The organism is Caballeronia calidae (assembly GCF_900044055.2).
GTDB lineage: Bacteria > Pseudomonadota > Gammaproteobacteria > Burkholderiales > Burkholderiaceae > Caballeronia > Caballeronia calidae.
Map to the genome: position 1 here is coordinate 33,694 of NZ_FCOX02000040.1, position 17,250 is coordinate 50,943.

12 protein-coding genes are annotated in these 17,250 nt (G+C 58.5%); 7 read left to right on the forward strand and 5 right to left on the reverse strand.

Features of this window, described 5'->3' with window-relative positions; translation table 11 throughout:
• Positions 1-462: 462 nt before the first annotated feature.
• The 4 genes from AWB78_RS49835 to AWB78_RS28710 form a co-directional block, all read right to left on the reverse strand.
• Positions 463-801 carry a hypothetical protein gene (locus AWB78_RS49835; RefSeq protein WP_374729495.1) on the reverse strand — a complete coding sequence of 113 codons (339 nt, stop codon included), beginning with the start codon at positions 799-801 and terminating at the stop codon, positions 463-465.
• 334 nt (positions 802-1,135) lie between these two features.
• Positions 1,136-3,007, reverse strand: coding sequence for a DUF3732 domain-containing protein (locus tag AWB78_RS28700; RefSeq protein ID WP_157697646.1), 1,872 nt, complete (start codon positions 3,005-3,007; stop codon positions 1,136-1,138).
• Between the two features lie 71 nt (positions 3,008-3,078).
• Complete coding sequence (locus AWB78_RS28705) at positions 3,079-3,594, reverse strand: three component ABC system middle component (RefSeq protein ID WP_062609652.1); 516 nt, start codon at positions 3,592-3,594, stop codon at positions 3,079-3,081.
• Positions 3,594-4,805, reverse strand: a complete 1,212-nt coding sequence (locus AWB78_RS28710; RefSeq protein ID WP_062609655.1) for an ABC-three component system protein — start codon at positions 4,803-4,805, stop codon at positions 3,594-3,596. The genes AWB78_RS28705 and AWB78_RS28710 overlap by 1 nt, the downstream gene beginning before the upstream one ends.
• Before the next feature lie 411 nt (positions 4,806-5,216).
• On the opposite strand from AWB78_RS28710, the gene AWB78_RS28715 reads away from it, so the two are divergent.
• Complete coding sequence (locus AWB78_RS28715; RefSeq protein ID WP_062609716.1) at positions 5,217-6,170, forward strand: IS5 family transposase; 954 nt, start codon at positions 5,217-5,219, stop codon at positions 6,168-6,170.
• A 613-nt stretch (positions 6,171-6,783) separates the two neighbouring features.
• Here AWB78_RS28715 and AWB78_RS28720 read toward each other — a convergent pair.
• Positions 6,784-7,500 (reverse strand): NYN domain-containing protein, encoded by a 717-nt coding sequence (locus AWB78_RS28720; RefSeq protein ID WP_062609657.1) that lies wholly within the window; start codon positions 7,498-7,500, stop codon positions 6,784-6,786.
• A gap of 390 nt (positions 7,501-7,890) precedes the next feature.
• Between AWB78_RS28720 and AWB78_RS47775 the strand changes: the two genes are divergently transcribed.
• The 6 genes from AWB78_RS47775 (at position 7,891) to AWB78_RS28740 (ending at position 16,839) form a co-directional block, all read left to right on the forward strand.
• On the forward strand, positions 7,891-8,079 hold the full coding sequence (locus AWB78_RS47775; RefSeq protein ID WP_198399367.1) for a hypothetical protein: 189 nt from the start codon (positions 7,891-7,893) through the stop codon (positions 8,077-8,079).
• Positions 8,080-8,223: 144 nt separating this feature from the next.
• A complete protein-coding gene (locus AWB78_RS46805; protein WP_157697648.1) occupies positions 8,224-8,883 on the forward strand; it encodes a hypothetical protein in 660 nt (219 codons plus the stop codon).
• 104 nt (positions 8,884-8,987) lie between these two features.
• Positions 8,988-9,398, forward strand: coding sequence for a hypothetical protein (locus tag AWB78_RS46810; protein ID WP_157697649.1), 411 nt, complete (start codon positions 8,988-8,990; stop codon positions 9,396-9,398).
• A gap of 975 nt (positions 9,399-10,373) precedes the next feature.
• Complete coding sequence (locus AWB78_RS28730; protein ID WP_062609659.1) at positions 10,374-11,717, forward strand: hypothetical protein; 1,344 nt, start codon at positions 10,374-10,376, stop codon at positions 11,715-11,717.
• A 182-nt stretch (positions 11,718-11,899) separates the two neighbouring features.
• The gene (locus AWB78_RS28735; protein WP_157697650.1) at positions 11,900-13,867 is read left to right on the forward strand and encodes a phospholipase D-like domain-containing protein; all 1,968 of its coding nucleotides are present in this window, start codon (positions 11,900-11,902) and stop codon (positions 13,865-13,867) included.
• Positions 13,822-16,839 (forward strand): helicase-related protein, encoded by a 3,018-nt coding sequence (locus tag AWB78_RS28740; protein WP_198399368.1) that lies wholly within the window; start codon positions 13,822-13,824, stop codon positions 16,837-16,839. The genes AWB78_RS28735 and AWB78_RS28740 overlap by 46 nt, the downstream gene beginning before the upstream one ends.
• Positions 16,840-17,250: the final 411 nt, after the last annotated feature.

The window sequence follows — 17,250 nt, forward strand, 5'->3', positions numbered from 1 at the left end:
GCAAGGTCAAAGTCGGTAAGTTCGCGAGGGATTTGCCGGATGCCAAGATAAGTGACCTGCCAGTGTTCCATCGCGCCCCCTCGAAGCGAATGACGGACCGAGGAGCATAGCGACAGCGAATGACGGGGCGACGACTATTGCATGCGAGAACATGAGGTCGGCCATGACTGAACGCCCCACCCAGACAGCAAGCAATTGATTTTACTCAACATTATATTAGGGCCGTGTCGCAAACCAGCGTCGCGCCTAGATCGCCCTACCGTCGCAAAATGCACTGGAATCGAAGGGACCCCGATTAAGCATTTCTTCTTGCGGAACATTTAGGCGAGAAGTAAGCGGCTCGGCAGGGCCGGTCCCCGATCCGCGCGCGCGTGGGGCATGATGTGAGAGCGTGGGGAGGTCCTGGTAGATCGCGTAAGATCGTTTCATGATCGTGGACACGATCTATCTGGATCTACTCAGTCAAACGGTGGGCGTGGGCGCAGCTGCCGGCTTCAGTTTGTCGGCCACGTTCCAGGGGAGCAGTTCGTTGATGCGGTTGACCTTGTGGTCAGCAATATAATATGTGTGAGCAGGTATTCGGGGTAGGCGTACTTTTTGTGCGAAATCTGAATTAGGCCCGCCGAACCGCCTGCAGCAAGGCTTTGCCGTCGACGGGATCTCGCGCGATCTGTGGAAACGCAAGCCCATGATATTTCGCCGGTTTTCTGGTCTAATCGCCAATTGTTGCACGGATCGAACGAAGACCCCGGATCGTAAGTTGCCCTGCGTGCGAACGATCTCGTCAAGCACAATCATCATTGCATTCTGCTCAGCATGCCTGAGCGTTTCCGTAAGACCTCGAAGCAGCTGCTCAGGGTAAAACTCCGAAGCGACCGTCGCCTGTTTTGCGATGGTTATATTTAAGGTTCGCAAACCGGATGCAGGGGCAGCGTTGGGCCATCGGAAAAATTGGACCCGTTATGCTTAGTCAGAGAACAAGGCTCTCACTGTGTCAATTTCTGGCGCTTCAGGAGCCAATGGAGTGCACCGTACTGTTGGATCGGGGCAAGTCGGAGCAACGCTCGCAACCCGGACCCGGGAAGAAAAACAACGGAATGGCAATCCAGCAAATTCACGAAACCAAACCGAACTACTAAGGGGATTGCGGCCAGTCCTGTGGGATAAGCTTGACCCCTTTACGCCACCGCTCACGCACAGCCGCCTGAAACCGGGGGTCATCGCTGAAATCCGGGTGGTCAGTGATGATAATCTGGAAGCTGCCCTCCTCTTCTTCAATGACGTCGAATATCAACTTGTAAAGCGCCTTGACGGCTTTCCGGTCGGTATCGATCTTGGTGGGATCCACGTTTTCACGTCGTTCCGCATCTGGAGAAAAATGCGCCTGCGAAAGCTGGTCGAGCAGAAGAAATGAGGGCACGGGGCGCTTTCGTTCCGCGAACCACTTGTGCAGCGCAAGGTGCGCAACGATGTGATAGCCGACATGGTTTTCTCCGCTCCCAATTTCTCGCATCGGGATCGGCCGATTCGGGGTGTCTGCGACAATCGTCAGCGCTCTCGGATCGAGGCGAAGTGGACTATCCGAGTACTCGAGGTCGACACGCTCAGCGTAGTCGGAGAGACTACGGTTCACGTTGGACAGGCAAGACTCCAGACGCTCCTGGATGGCGTCAGCACTGACGGCTTCGTAAAGTTCCAGCTCCTGCTGTCTAAGCTTTGCGAGCTTGCTGCGTTGTTCACTAACGTCGGGCATCTCAGGTATGTTTTCGACATACAGGCTGATGCGGCCGACGACCAATGCTCGTCGCGCCTCGGTGTCCGATGCAAGTTGTAGTCGCTCGCTTGATCGCTTGATTGAGTTGAGTAACTCGCGATTCTCCTCCAGCTCGCGACGGTTCAGAATGAGTTTCTGTTCAATCTCAACGATCGCGGATTCAATGCGCGGCGTCGCCGAATCCATCGCGCCGCCGCGCTCCCCGATAGCGTCCTTTGCCGTACGCAGCTCGCCGATTGACGGCGTAGCAGACGCTTCAGGAAGGTCCTGGAGGCATAGTGGACAGGCATGATCCTGAGCTGACGGTTCAAAAACGGAAATTGCGTCTAGTCGCGCGACGTGTTCCGCGGCTTCCGTTGCGAATCCGCGCGAATTGCCTTCAAATGCGCGAGCCCGGTCTATCGCGGCCTGAATACCGCTTTGCGCCTGCAAAAGCTCGGTACGTTTTCGGGTCAGTCTATCAAATTCGGCCTGCTCGCCACCTTCTACAACAGGCCGCGCGATTGGAGCGTTTTGTATCCTTTTCAGGACTTCCACTTTCTCCGCCCACGATGCACTATCCGAGAGGTCGGTCAACCCGACCGACTTGGCCTCTGCCAGCAATGTGTCAGCACGGCTCACGCCGTCACCAACTATTGCGGATGCTTCGGCCAGCCGTTTCTCGAGTCGCCGGATTTCAGCGCGGACCTGTTTCAGCCGTTGCTGGTTCTGGATATATTCATCAGTCACCGCTCCGAGAAAGTACGGCAACGTGTCCTTGATCGCCTGGGCGACAAAGCGATCGCTAGCACCATGAAACAAGACAGCCTTCTGCCCGATCTCGTTCTGGGACTGGAAGCAGAACGTGAGCGCGTGATTAAAGGTCGCGGATAGCGGCGGACGTGAGTGTCCCGCTGGCGGCTCATGAAGATAGTCCGTTATCCCCACCCATGACGCCAGCATCGCCGACAACCCGTCGGAATTCGTGGTCTGCCGAAGTTCGGAGGCGTGTGGAATATCGAGCGACTGGCCGATCTTGATGAACACTGTCTCGCTCGATTTGCCGTTCCCGGCCGGAAGCTTGCGAGCGATGAATGCCTGCCCGTGCGTTGTCTGCAGCAACAGACCAAACCAAGCGGCCCCCCGCCGGATGATTCCCTCCGGAACATCAAGCACCGACGAACCAAAGCAATAGTCGAGTACGCCGAGGATTGCGGATTTGCCTGTGCGGGAGTCACCGGAAATGATGTTCACTTTTCCAGGCTTCAAAGGTAGAACCCGGTGTCGGCCATCATGGCTATACGCGACGATCGCTCTTATCTGAATCATGGTTGAAGTCCCAGAAGCGCGAGCGTGGTGCCAGATGTTCCGTTTTTTTGCAGCCAGCGTCCTACAAAGTGGCCCCGGCGGGCGCAGTCCTGCACGTCATGCCTCGCGTGTTTCACGTAGGTCGTCATTTTCTTTTTTGCGCTGTCCATCGGAGTCACGCTTGGCCCAGTAGTCGTTAGCGCCCCGTGATGAACGCCAAAAATGATTGCTTCCCTCACGTAGGGACGTAAAATCTCGACGCCTCTTGCGATCGCGGAGCGCTCCAGCGGGTTATCCTGAAGCCAGGCAATGAGTGACGTTCGGATCGTGCTGGGTAGCTGTGAGCGCGTCTGGCCACGAAGCACGAGGCTTGCCCCCACAAACGACAGTTCCAGCGGCAATCCCGTTTCGCTTAATTGAGTCGAGAGCGCCTCCTGCCTGTATCCGAGTGCAATGTGCCATAGGACAACAGCGCAGAACGCGGGATTCAGGAGATTGCGCTGCTCAACCGTTCGCTCATGCCATGACGTCATCACGTTGAGCTCTCGACATGCAGGTCGAGAATCGCTTCAAGACGCCCGGCAAAATCGGGATGCCAGCCAAGCCGTCGCTCGTCGGCGAGCATATGCAGTGATCCGCGACACACCCAGGGAACGCTAACGCCTTTCTTGATCGGTACCAATCCGTCTTCCGCCCACTTTAGAATTGCCCGACCAGCCTTCATCATCTCCTTTTCGCCCGCAGTCTCTTCCAGTTCATCACAAACTTGCCCGCGGATGAGTTCCCACTCACGAATTAGTCGGGTCTCGTATTGCTTCAAATCCATGTCGAAAAGCAGATCATCGCGGGTCCAGAGAGATCTCTGACGGAATGCCTGCAGGTAACTCGTAATCGCATTGTGGATGCGGGACCGGCTACCACCGACCAGTTCGACCTGCTTGTAGAAGGGATAGTGAGCAAACTCTGGCAAGGAATCGAGCGCGACCATCAGAGCATCGATCTCATGGTCGATCGGTAAAGAATCAGGCTTCAACGATTCCTGTATTTCAAGAATCTGCGCATCCATTTCCGCACGGCTGATGCCCTCACCTGTACTTGCGAGTTCGTGTACCGCGCGGTGCAGCCACCAGCCCTCAAGCATCTGGACGGCGACCTTCTGGTGATGGAGGGAGACGTGGTAAAGCTCTGACTGCAACTGGGCAGAGATTTCGTCCACGTTTGGCTGCTCGGGCACGACGAAGATGTTCTCGAGAAGCGCCGATCTCTCACTGTCTTGCAAAGCGAGAAAGGCCTTAAAGATCTCGGAAAGCTGTTCGTTTGTTGACGTTGCAGCAGCGTGCTTCAGGAGATTCGCGGCAGTTTCCACGTTGCGGTTCGCCGGATCGCAGGAAAGTGCCTCACATGCCGTTCCTTCGGAGACAGCGGCCGTCGTGATCAGAAAATGTGCGACGGCGTGCGGAATCTCGCCAGACGAAGAGCCGACCAGCCAGACGCGTAAAGTCTTCCAGAGCTCGGTGCTCAGGTCACCAAGGCTCGCGGCGGTATTCAGTGCATGTTTCGTTTGGAGCACCGCAACAGGATCACCGTCGGCGTGAAAACTGACGTCGTCGAGTGCTTCGATTTTGACAACGAAATCCGCCGTCCGGCTCTTCCTGACTGCCCACACTAGCGCGAGCCGAACCTGATAGAGGTAACCGAGCATTGATGGCCCGGCGTTGAAAGCGCTGACGCTCGTCTGCTTCATCGTGTGTATGCTCCTGCGCACCACGCTCAAATCACGTGCAACTGCTCGGCACGTCGGGGCATCCACCTTCTGGGGGCAGCGCAGCAGACCAAGCACGAGCCACGGTACAAAGCGGCGTGCGGGCGATGGCACCGAGGTCGCCAAATCCATTGCAGAGGACGCTAGTGGCCGCACGTATTCCCGCGGGTCGCACATCTTGAACGCGGTCGACGCCGCAACAAAGCATTAAATGCGCGTTTCGTATGAGACTGCGGGACCTCATCGGCTTTTGCCTCGGACGTGTCGAAACGTGAATAGGCGCTCTCGCCCGCCAAGTTGCCCCCGATTTCTCATGGTTTTATCTAGGGAAGGTCTGCATAAATATCTTCCGCGGCGCTTGCCGAGAAAGACGACGGCTGCGACGATATGAGGATGAAACAAGCTAATCTTGGATTCGATTTGACGACCAAACGTACGCGTAAGCGCGAGTTCCTTGACGAGATGAATCGGGTTGTTCCGTGGGCCAAACTCGTTGAGTTGGTCACGCCACACGCGCCCGAGGGCAAGAGAGGACGACCGCCATTTGCTGTCGAGACGATGCTGCGCATCCACTTCATGCAGCAATGGTTCACGTTGAGTGATCCCGCGATGGAAGAGGCGCTGCATGACATGCCGCTGTTTCGGGAGTTTGCAGGACTGGATAACTGGAATATGCGCTTGCCTGACGAGAGCACGATACTGAGGTTCCGGCATCTTCTCGAAAAGCATGAGCTTGCCGCGCAGATGCTGGAGACGGTCAACGCGCTGCTGAGCGGCAAAGGCCTGCTGCTCAAAGCGGGTACGGTGGTTGATGCCACGCTGATCGCGGCGCCAAGTTCGACCAAGAATGCCAGTGGTGAGCGAGACCCCGAGATGCATCAGACCAAGAAGGGAAACCAATGGTACTTCGGGATGAAGGCCCATGTGGGTGCTGACGCGGACTCGGGTCTGGTACACACGATCAGAGGAACGGCGGCAAATGTGCATGACGTGGTCGAGGCGAGCGCGCTGCTGCATGGCAAGGAAACCGACGTGTATGGCGATGCGGGTTATCGAGGCGCGGACAAGCGCACGAACGCGCGGACATTGAGGTGGCATGTCGCGATGGGCCCGGGCAAGCGTGCTGCGCTGGACAAGAACAACAAGCTCGACGCCGTTCTTGATGAAATTGAATACCTCAAGGCAAGTATCCGGGCGAAAGTCGAGCATCCATTTCGCGTGATCAAGCGGCAGTTTGGTTTCGTCAAGGTTCGCTATCGCGGCTTGAAGAAGAACACTGCTCAACTAACAACGCTGTTCGCGCTCTCGAATCTTTGGATGGCGCGGCGCAAGTTGCTCAACGTTTGAGCAGAAAAGCCCGCGAACCGCAGCAACCGACGGATTGGATGTGAATTTTTCGACCTCTTTTATCATCGCGTCCGTCGGATAAACGATCTCTTAAGGCACACCGAATTCGAATGTGGCACACAGTCGCTTTAAAAAGGCGTTATTCAGACCTTCCCTAGCGAAGCGATTCTCTCACATTATGCGAAGAATTTCATAAGCTCGACCAACGGACGGAGACCGGGCGTATTGGATCGCTGGGTCGGCACGCGCGCGCGTTTGGCGACGACGGCCGAACCGTCGACGTCGAGGTCGTCCACGAAAACTCTCGCGACGATGTTTCCGCGAGACGCTGACGATCGATTATGCGCACGCCTGAAAGCATTCGCCCCCTGGATGCCGGCTGCCCCGCACGGTCACGGAAATGGGACATTGACTCTCGATCGGCCATAGCCGACGCTCGCCTTCATCCGCCGTGCGGCCGCAGCGCGCCGCTTCGCTGTCATTCGCGACGCGGCGCGGTCGAACGTCGGCTTCAGGGAACGGCGAACGAGTCTTGCTCCCCGGTTGACGACCGCAACCATGCGAACCATGGGGCTGCCAGCGCCTCCACTTCACCTCGGTCGTATTATTTGTCCTATTGCCTGACTTTAACGTGCAGATGGGTTACAACGCCAGATGCGTCCGGTGTAACTTTGCACTCAAGATACCTTTGCTTACGCACCAGCTCGCCGAGCTTCGTGAATCCATAATTTCGAGGATCGAATGACGTGTTGTTTTTGCTTATGAATGAGCCCACCGTCGAAAGCGGTGCCCATCCACCGTCGCGAGACGTTTCATTGATTGCGTGAATCAAAAGCCGTTTTAAATCAGGCACGCCGGCGACGCTTATCGACTCCGCTTTGTCGCCAGTCTTCCTCAAGACCTCAAAGAAAACGAACTTGTCGCAAGCGGCAATGAACGGCTCGGGTGTCTTCCGCTCGCCGAGTCCGTAGACAAGCTTCCCGGCTTCCCGAAGGCGTGTCGCGAGCCTCGTGAAGTCGCTGTCACTGGAAACAATGCAGAATCCATCAACGTTACCTGCATATAGAAGATCCATCGCGTCAATGATAAAGGCGGAGTCCGTTGAATTCTTGCCTTTTGTGTATGCAAATTGTTGAACGGGTTGGATTGCGTATCGATGCAACTGGTCCTTCCATCCTGCCAAATTCTGTGTCGTCCAGTCTCCGAAGGCGCGCTTAACCGTCGCGGTTCCATACTTTGCTACTTCTTCCAACAACTCCCTTACAACCGCCGCCGAAGCATTGTCGGCATCGATTAGCACGGCAAGTTTAATTAAATCCCCGTTCGCCATATTGTTCTCTCCGTTCGCCGGCGTTGTTATCTTAGAACGCTGATTGTTGCCGATTTGAGCATTGGTGTCGAACCTCGGGCTTCGCTGCATGCAAACGATGGAAGAGTTACGCGCAGAAGTCGGCTGCCCTCATAAGACGTTCGACCAGGCTCCCTTGGGCGTCGTCAATATGGCGGTTTGGCGATGGTGCGGGAGCAGCGTAGCGCGACCGACGCTTCCGGCGTCAAATTCGCCCGACGGGCGAACTTCGGGCACCGCGGCCACCAACGGATCGCCACTAGCTCACAATTTCGAACCAGCCCGGATGGCGCAACACCGAGAGACGAGGAACTGCGCCGCCGCCGCGAGTATATGGAGCACGTGCGAGGTTTGGCGCCGAAGACGCGGAGCATGGCCCTGCGCATCGTCGGGCGGTTGCTGACGACTCATTTCGGCGAGGGCACCGTCGATGTCGCCGCGATCAGGGCTGAGCATGTTCGGCGCTTTTTCACCTGGCAAGCGAAGCACTATGGCGCAAATGACGTCGACCGATTCAACGGACTGGATGCGGACGCCCACCATTATTGGGTCTACCCTTAGCTCCGTCTCGAGCTCAGACCTATTCGAGGCTAAGACACCCGCAACCGGCCGATGACGCGTGATCCTAAAGTTCCTGACGCAGAGTGCCGATATCCTCGGAGCGTCAGGAGATCCGTCTTAACACTGAAGTCTGAAGGAGATGCTGTGTTTACGTTCCGTTTGAGTTCCGTCAAAGCCCCGCTTTCTGCGCTATCCATTGTCATGGCTGTGTCGGGATGTGCGTCCAGCACCTTTTCGTACACGTTGCCATCAGGCCAGCGCACCATAACGACGACAAAAACGATCGATAAACCGCGAGAAGCGGTCTGGGCGTCTGCGGTACCTTCTCTTGGGAAGGACTTTTTCGTCATCAACAACATAGACAAGGCCTCGGGACTTATAAACGTGAGCTACTCGGGCGATCCTCACCAGTTCATCGACTGTGGGCGCGTCGCTGCTTCATTCACGAACGCTCGTGGCACTCAGAACTACAATTTCGATGGGTCTATCAAGGATGCTCTTTATACGCAATTCGCATCGCCGAACATGATCAACATCATCCGACAGATGAATCTTGATGGTCGCATAAACATCATTTTCGAATCACCAACTCCAGACACAACTACCGTCACAGTGAATGCACGCTACGTGGTTGAGCGGCGCATTCAGGCGCGGGCCCCTAACGGCGCTGCTGATGCCCGACGCGATGAGATTGCTTTTAGTTCGAATGGCCGCGGCGATTTTCCGCCCCTCGGAAATGCGGTTCCGACGGCTTGCCTTCCTACTGGAAAGCTTGAGCAAGATGTGCTGAATCTAATTAAGTGAGCAAGGAAGGCATCGTCGAAGAACGGCGGGTTTAGGGCGCGCGCTCATTTACCGCCCGTCCTCCCGTGCATCGGAGTTTCGCTCACCGTCACACGTCTAATTCGTTGCCGATCGCCGGCGTTGAAAGCGGGCCCGATCAATGCGATCTGCATTCTTCGGCCTTTGCCGTCATTCGATTATCAGCTCTGGGGGACGGCAAGAAATCACTTTGCGACGTTCGAAAACAATTGCCGCGCGGATCTCCGGCGGTCGTTCCGGCTGCTCTCCCCCATGCACGTTCGAAAGCCAACAGTACCTTTTCAAAAGTCGACTATCGGCGTCGCCGCGACCATCAACACCGCCAATGTGCCCAGATGATAGGACGATGGGCGCCGGCCGCCGGACTTGCGCAAACAGCCGAACCCGAGACATTCGATGCGCCGCACGAAGAAAACCTCGAGTACAAACGCACGAAGTACGTCAGAGCCATCCAGTTGATGTTCGACTTTAGCAGGATCGAAAGCGTAATCTCGTGAGCCGGCGTCGCAGTCGGCGAGGCGATTGAGATCTCGGGATCGACCGACAGACGAGGCAAATCACGACGCGCCGGCTTTGTGACAGGGTATCGAAAGGATTTCGGATCTTGTTAAGTCTCTCTCAAGTTCGCGTTACGAATGTCGATATTCATTGAGGTGCGATTGTGTATATTGCTGGCCAAAGCGACGCCGACCTCGGGGTCACCAAGATACGAACGAAGTCTCTAACTTGGCGGGTTTCATTACGATGAAGAAACAAAAAGGGGCGTGCCCGTTCTGTTCGCAATCGGTGGAGCCGATTGTGGTTGAGGAAAACACTCTTCGCCGGGACAAGCTTCGCTGTCCCGAGTGCGGTGAGACCATGTACTTGTGCCGTTCTCCCGGGTGCCACGATTTTGCGAAAGGTACAACGGTCTATGATCACGAACTCTGCCCTTCATGCACCGGAACCGCAGGCAACGTAGCTGGCGAGATCGGCAAAACGGTACTTAAGGTCGGTGGGGCGGTGGCGACGGCACTGGCTACGGCGGTAGTGTTAGGCAAGGCGAAAAAGTAGCTAAATCGCCTCCTTTTGTTTCCGCGACCAATACATGATGTCGATCCTGCTGATCGAGATGTTCGGCTCGTCGTCCATATCGACCACATCTTAAAGATCTTGACGTCTTTGTCCTCACCAAGGCGCCGACAGCACGCTACAGCCTGATCCCACTCAAATGAGCCTTACTGACCCGCTCGTACAGCCTCGCCATCACGGGCCGATAACTTCAATTGACCGAGAACCCTCAGCTCGGGCTGAAGAGCGTTCAGTCTCCGAAGTAAACCATTGGTCGAGTGCAAGCGTCGTTCGCGATTGCCATGATAGGGGGCCGCGAAATGTGGAAAGGCTTTCAGATCTCCAGTCACCAGCGGCGGCATCCAAACTAACGCTTCTTCCAGAAAGAATTGTGATAGTCGTAACGTAGTCGCTCCGAAAAAATGACAGTTCTTCAAGCTCTGAAGCGGATCCCAGACGGCCTTTTCTGGAGCGCACCGCTTGCTTCCGATTCCGATTTCACCGCCGAAGATCCGCTCGCCCTCGACTACCTTGGGCAGCAGGTTGGCTTGTGGTTATTTCGCGGATTCACGACACGTACGAGCCGTGCTCAAAACTATGCAGTCGTGCTATACGGGCTCGATCTGGCTGACAAGGCCGTACGCCAATTCGGATATCCGGGCGACGACGAAACGCGCGTGCGCCTTTTCGAGCGCTGGGAGCGTTTCTGGGCGTTGGCGACTTTGGAGTACAGGAAAGGACAGCTGTCTCGCGGCGACGAGGACGCGATGCGTGGCGTGCGGGGCGCGACCAGAGCCTGGTTTCCCGGCGAAAAGCCGTTGCCGACAGATTTTGCGCTAATTTCGCGTCAGAGTGAACTGGGCGGGCTGGGCGCGTATCTCTCCTCGCTCAGAGAGTACGGGCTGGTCTTTCCCGGGTCGCTTCGAGTCACCCCTGCCGCGCCGGCAATACTCGAATCATTCTGGTCCGAGAAGGGAGAGCGCGACACGAAAAGCACGTACGAAGACTACGCGCTCCGAGCGCTCAACTTCGAAACCACGGCGATTCCCCGATTAAACGGGCGCCTGTCGTTAGCCGGGCTGGGCGCACGATCTTGCCTGTCCTCCATCGTGTGCCGAAGCAAACAGCAGGAGCGCCTGTGGAACGCCTTGTTCGTCGTAGCGCGAGACGGCTCGACGCTGCCGTTGGCCGAATGCCTTATCGCCGCTCATCGAGACGGAGTGACGGAAACGGAACCACTGCTCGAAGGCATGATGGCCGACCGGTGGCAACCGCTGACTCAAGACAACAAGGACAAGGTGAACGTCGCCTTGCTATTCGGGCGGATCGCTCGCTTGCTGCTACAACGATTCAGACGCGCATACGGGCATGTCGATAAACAGGGCTGGGTTGCCGATTTCGAGGAAACCGCCGCAGCAAGCTTCCCGGAAAACGAAGCGAACGAACTGCGCCAGGCCTGCGCCGCGATGCTCGAAGCCGTGGAGTCGAAGCATTTCGGGAACCTGCAATTTCACGGCCCCGACTTCCTGAAGCTGCTCAGAGGACTGGTTTCCTCGACACCGAAGAACTCGCTCGAACACATGCTCGCGTTCCATCGCGCGGTTCAACGTTCGCGCCGGGGCGCAGGCGCATGGTTGCGTGAAGAACAAGGAAAGCTCGTGATGCAGGTTGCCGGCTATTCAGGCTACGCCGACAAGGCGCCGTTTCCGCCGCTCAAGGTCAACGTCGTTCGCCAACTGCTCGCCGATCTCGGGAAGCTTCAATGAATATCTCCTCGTCGCGCGTCCTCGATCAACTTCCCGCGGAGGAGCCCTGCATCGGCGCCGTCTTCACGTCGTACAGCTTCGACCCGGCGTTCTTCGAAGACCACGTTCTTCGAGCCGTGCTCCGGCTAACGTCCGACCCGGTGGAGCAGCCCGAACGCTACCATCACGAGGCGCGGCGCGCGTTGCAGGAAACGCCGGTCGCCGTGATCGTGGACGCTGCGGAGCGTCGGCCGGGCCGGCGGCTGCCGTTCGATCTTCTGGAAGTCTCCGATACCGTATTCCATCCGAAGTCGGTGTTGTTGCTCTACCGCACGTTCGCCCGAATGCTGACCGGCTCCGGGAATCTCACATCCTCAGGATACGGCGGCAATACCGAACTGTTTCTGCAGACCGACCTTTCTTATTCCGATACGGCCGATGCGTCCCTGCTTGCGGCCTTCGACACCCATCTCGGACGGATTCGAACCATGGCGAGGCAGCCGGGAACGCAATTCGACCTTGTGCGTGCGGAAATGCGTCGCCGAATTCCGAATGCGCCGGCCGACCCGGTTTCGCCGAGGCTCGCTTTCCTGGACTCGACCAGCGCTCCGATCGTCGAACAACTGAACGCGCTGTTGCCGCAGAACGTGGTCATCGAGTCGATCGGAATGCTTGCGCCGTTCTACGAACGCGACGACGTCGGTGAGCTGGACTCGACCTCGATATTCGGGGCGCTTCTCGCGCACACGGACGAGAAGGCGGTTCTCGACGTCGGCGTGGCATGGGACAACCCGCAGATGCATGCATCGAACCATTCGGAACTCCAGGAAGGACTGGGGCGCCTCTGGACGTGGGAGGCGGAACAGAACGGCGAGCGCGCGCTCCGGCATATCGTTCCGCAAGCGCTGCGGCCAAACTCTCTGGACTACATCGACGAGGCCGGGGCAAGCCGCCGCTGTCCGCTCGATCACGCGACAAGCGCCATCGGGCAGCGCAAGCTATGGATGCAGCCGCCGCCGGTCGCGTTCGCTCCGCGCAATGCGATTGCGGCCGCCGCCGGTCGTTTCGCCGATGTGCGCATGTGGCTGCACCCGTCGACGCGTCTCGACGACGGCCGGCCGCAGCACAGGCCGCTGCACGCGAAGCTGATGGTCATCGGCTACCGCGCGGGCCGCGACCGCGAATCGCTGGTGATGCTCGGTTCTCCAAACATGTCGCGGCGCGCATTGCTGATGAAGGCCGGACCGGCCGCAGGCAACGTCGAAGTCGCCGTGGCGTTTCGCCTGAATACCGTGGTGACGCTGCGCGAGCTCGTCCCGGAACTCGTCCGTATTCCATCCTCGGCATTCGAGTTGAGCGAACGAAGATTTCCCGAACTCGGCCGCAACTATGGGCTGGCCATCGATCGGGCCGCACACGATCCGATCGAGGGTTCGCTGACCGTCACATGGTCGCCGGAAGCGGCCGATCTCCCCGCCTGGCGGTTGACGTACGGCGAGACATTGCTCGCGAGCGCATCGTCGCCGCCGGCTGCGCCTGTCGTCGTTTCAGCCTTCGTGCTGAAGCCTTCGACGGCTGAAGTCGTGCTGCATGTCGACGGCCGCAAGTTTCCCGTTCCGATCCTCGTGACCGATCTGGTGGCCTTGCCGGCGCTGCCTGCCGGTCCCGCGGTTGGTCTCGACGAACTGCTCATGCTGCTGGGGCGGCGTATCGGCGCCGAACGGACGATTCAGATCGCTGCGCAGCGGGTGGACGGCGAGAATGCCAGTCCCGAGCTCGCCGCGATTTTCGGCGATGGATTCGATCCCACCGATGTGTTCCGCGCGTGGTGGTCCGTCGCCGAAGATCTCTGCGACGTGAGCCTGTCGGTCCAAGGATTCCGGCTTCGTCTCGAAGGTGCGCTCGGCGCCGGAGCGGCGTGGGCCTGCATGCTCGATGCCGTGAAGTGCCGAAAGCTGACATCGGAGGAGGTGTGGTTTTACGGATCCGAACTGCTTCGTACGCTGGAGGCGTTGACGCTGCCGCCCGCCGAGGATCGCGCGGTCAAAAGAGGAGCGCTGAAGACGTTTTGCACCCGCGTGCGCGATAGCCTGGAGTCGCTCGCCATCGATGCCGGCGCGCGCACGTGGCTCAAGAAAATCGAAGCCTTCTACAGCGAGGCGCAAGCATGAGCATCCGAACACGTGAATGGCTGCGAGGCTTCCTGCATCTGGGAGCGCGCGCGGAGAAAGACAGCATCCCCACCCGCGATATCGATCGGCAAGAGGACACGGTGATCCGAGCGCTGAACATGCTCGACGATAGGCCAGGCATCGTGCTCGCCGACGAAGTGGGCATGGGCAAGACTTATGAGGCCCTCGGCATCGCAGCCGCCACGCGTCACGCGAATCGACGCAGCCGCATCGTCGTCATCACGCCGGGGCCGGACCTCAACATCAAGTGGTCATCGGAGTTTCCGCGATTTCGCGAGATGTACGACTTCGGGGACGATGCGGTGCCCGTGAGCAGCCTCGCGGAATTCGTTCAGAAGGTTCGCGACCATTCTGTGGTAGTCGCTCCCGTGACGATGTTCCAGAGCGGACGAGGAACCGGAGACCAAACCTACCTGCTGTCTCTCTACTTTTACTGGAAGCAACTGCACGGCAACACCGCGAACGCGATCATGGCGCGCTTTCGCGGTGGCGATCACGCCCGGATCGACGTCTGCCGCGAAAAGTTTCTCGATGTCTTCGCGCTTTGCGAGTTCGAAGATCAACTTGCGGCGGCCTTTCGACGTGGGAACTCCGATGGCGCCGCGGGACTGGACGACTTGTACGAAGCAAGCGGAATCGATGCTTTCGAGAACCAGAAAGCTGTCGAGCGCGCGCTCTATCGCGCCCGCTTCGTGCTGACCGGCAAGCTGATGCCCATGATCGATCTGCTGATCGTGGATGAGGCCCACAAGCTCAAGAACCCCGGCTCGCTGCGCACGGAAGCGATGACGCGCGTGTTCCGCAAGCGCTTTCGCAAGACGATCTTTCTGACGGCGACGCCGTTCCAGCTGGACGTCACCGAGCTGCAACAGGTCTTTTCGCTCTTCGCCGAAGCCGCAGGCGCACCCAAGGATCTGATGAGTCAGGTCGAGGATCTGCTGATCGCGGTCAAAGACTATCAAGCGCAGTACGAAGCCTTTCAGCGCACATGGTCCTCGCTGGATCCCGCTGTAGCGGCCGAATTCTGTTCGCTCTATGACAACGAGCCCGCAGCGCTTGATGCGGTCCAGGTTCCGAGCCTGCAGTTGGTGGCGAGGCAAGTGGCCGCGCTGAAGACGCTCAAGACCGAAGCCATCGAGCCGGGCTTCCGGAAGTGGATGATTCGCAGCTTGCGCGAGGACAAGCGGTCCTATCGGCGGCACGTACGCAAGGAGATCCGCGCGTCCGGCGCTGGCGCGTTCCCGTTCCTGATTTACGAACGATTCATCGCGGAGCTTTTCCGGCAGCGGCGCCAGACACATAAGGCCGCGGTCGAAATCAATATGGTGTCGTCCTATGCGGCGGCCCGCCAAGGGTCGATTCTCTCGACGGACGAGGATATACCGGTCGAGGCGGAGGCATATCGTCGACTGCTGCGCGAGGTGCTCGGCGATATCGAATCCGGCCCGCATGATCATCCCAAGGTCTCGTATTCCGTCGCGGATGCGTTGGACGCGGCCGACCGAGGCGAAAAGAGTCTGATTTTCTGTTCCCGCGTCGCAACGCTGGAGCAGTTGCGACGCGAGTTGGACGCCGCATGGGAGTCCCGAATCTTGGAGCGCTGGCGCCGGGTGTATCGCGGGGCCGACGCGACCGATATCTTCGACACGCGCGAAGACCGCGACAAACGTCAGCGCGGCCGGCATTCGCTTTTGCAATCCCGCTTTCATCGTCCCCAGGATGCGTTGTATCTCGCGCTCCGGGAATTCCACCTGTGCACCGCCACGTCGTCGTCCGACTGGGCGCTTGTGCGCCTGCCGGACATCGTGGAAGAAGCGAATCGCATTCTGGGCGGACTGCGGCTCGGCAAGACGTCGGCGGAACGTCTCGATTACCGCGTCGCCAAGCGTTGCGTGGAACAGGCCGCCGCGCGGCTCGGCGCTACGGCCGGCGCCATTAGCCCAGCAGAGAAGCAGCGCGTCGACGAATTGCTCGATGTCGATTACACCGGTCTGGGTCTCGATGCGTTGAACGATGACGCCGAGCACGACGCCATCGGCACCGAGTCGCCTCAGTGGCACATCACGGACCGTACTGCGGAGACGGTGCTGGGCAGGCAAGGCTCGCTATGGGGCAGACAGGCAGAGCTTCTGAGCGCGCTGCCCGCGAAATTGCACGTCAAGGTGGTCGAGCAACTCGCGCGATATCTGACCTACAAACAGGTTCCGTTTCTTGCGGATTTGCTTGCGAGCGCTAAAGCAGCGGGAATCTCCGTCGATCCTGTGGAATCGTCCGCGCTGCTGGAGTTTATGCCGCGCTTCTGGAAATCGAAAGCAGGCCGGCCGTGGGCGGAGCGGATCGAAGCATTCCTGCGCTATTTCCTCGAACGCGACCCGCATCAACAGAGCGAGATCCTCGACGGGCCCATCAGAACCGGGGATTTCGCACGGCACACACGGGAGGGCGAAAGCCGGGAACGGCTGCGCGAAGCGTTCAACACGCCGCTTTATCCCATGATTCTGATCGCAAACGAAGTCATGCAGGAAGGGCTCGATCTGCACAAGCATTGCCGTCGCGTCGTGCATCACGACCTCGTCTGGAATCCGGCGCAAGTGGAGCAGCGGATCGGCCGCATCGATCGCTTGGGATCGCTGACCAGCCGGCTGCGGAAGAACGATGGCACCGTGACGCTCGACGTGCTTTATCCTGTTATTCGCGGCACCATCGACGAGCGCCTGTTTCGAACCGTGAAGACGCGGGAAAAGTGGCTCGAATTCCTGCTCGGCGCTCCGCCGAATTTTTCCGAGTACAGTTTTACTGATCAAGAACCGCCACCGCTTCCTGAGAAGCTCAGCGCAGATCTGGCCGTAGACCTAGGGCCCAGGTACGGATCGCAAGTCCTCCACGGGCAAGAACGCAACTCGCGTCGAAGTAGTCGTCCTGGAGACTCAACGAATCTTTCCGTACGTTAGTCAATCGGTGCACGATAGGCGGCCTCAAACCTCCGAGCGGACTGAAATCTAACGCCCGTGCGGTTGCACGGAACAAAGCATGTCCCGTGCGGCCGCTATACGGCGACCCGAGCGCAGGGCGATTTCACGCGTTCGAGCGTGGAACGGACCTCGGCCAAAGTCGACGCTCGCCGTTCATCCGCCGTGCGGCTGCACCTCGCCGCTTCGCTGTCGTTCGCAACGCGGCACAGTCGACCGCCATGGCCTTGGGCCTCGGCGCACGAAGATCTTGCGCACGTTGGCCCCTTGGGGTCTAGCCAGGTTTAGCCGACCCGTTCAAGGGCTGATCAAAGGCCGCCTTCTCAGCGAATTACCCACCGCTGGTGACGATTGAAGTGGCGGTCGGTCGTTGCTCGCACGCGGGATTTGCAT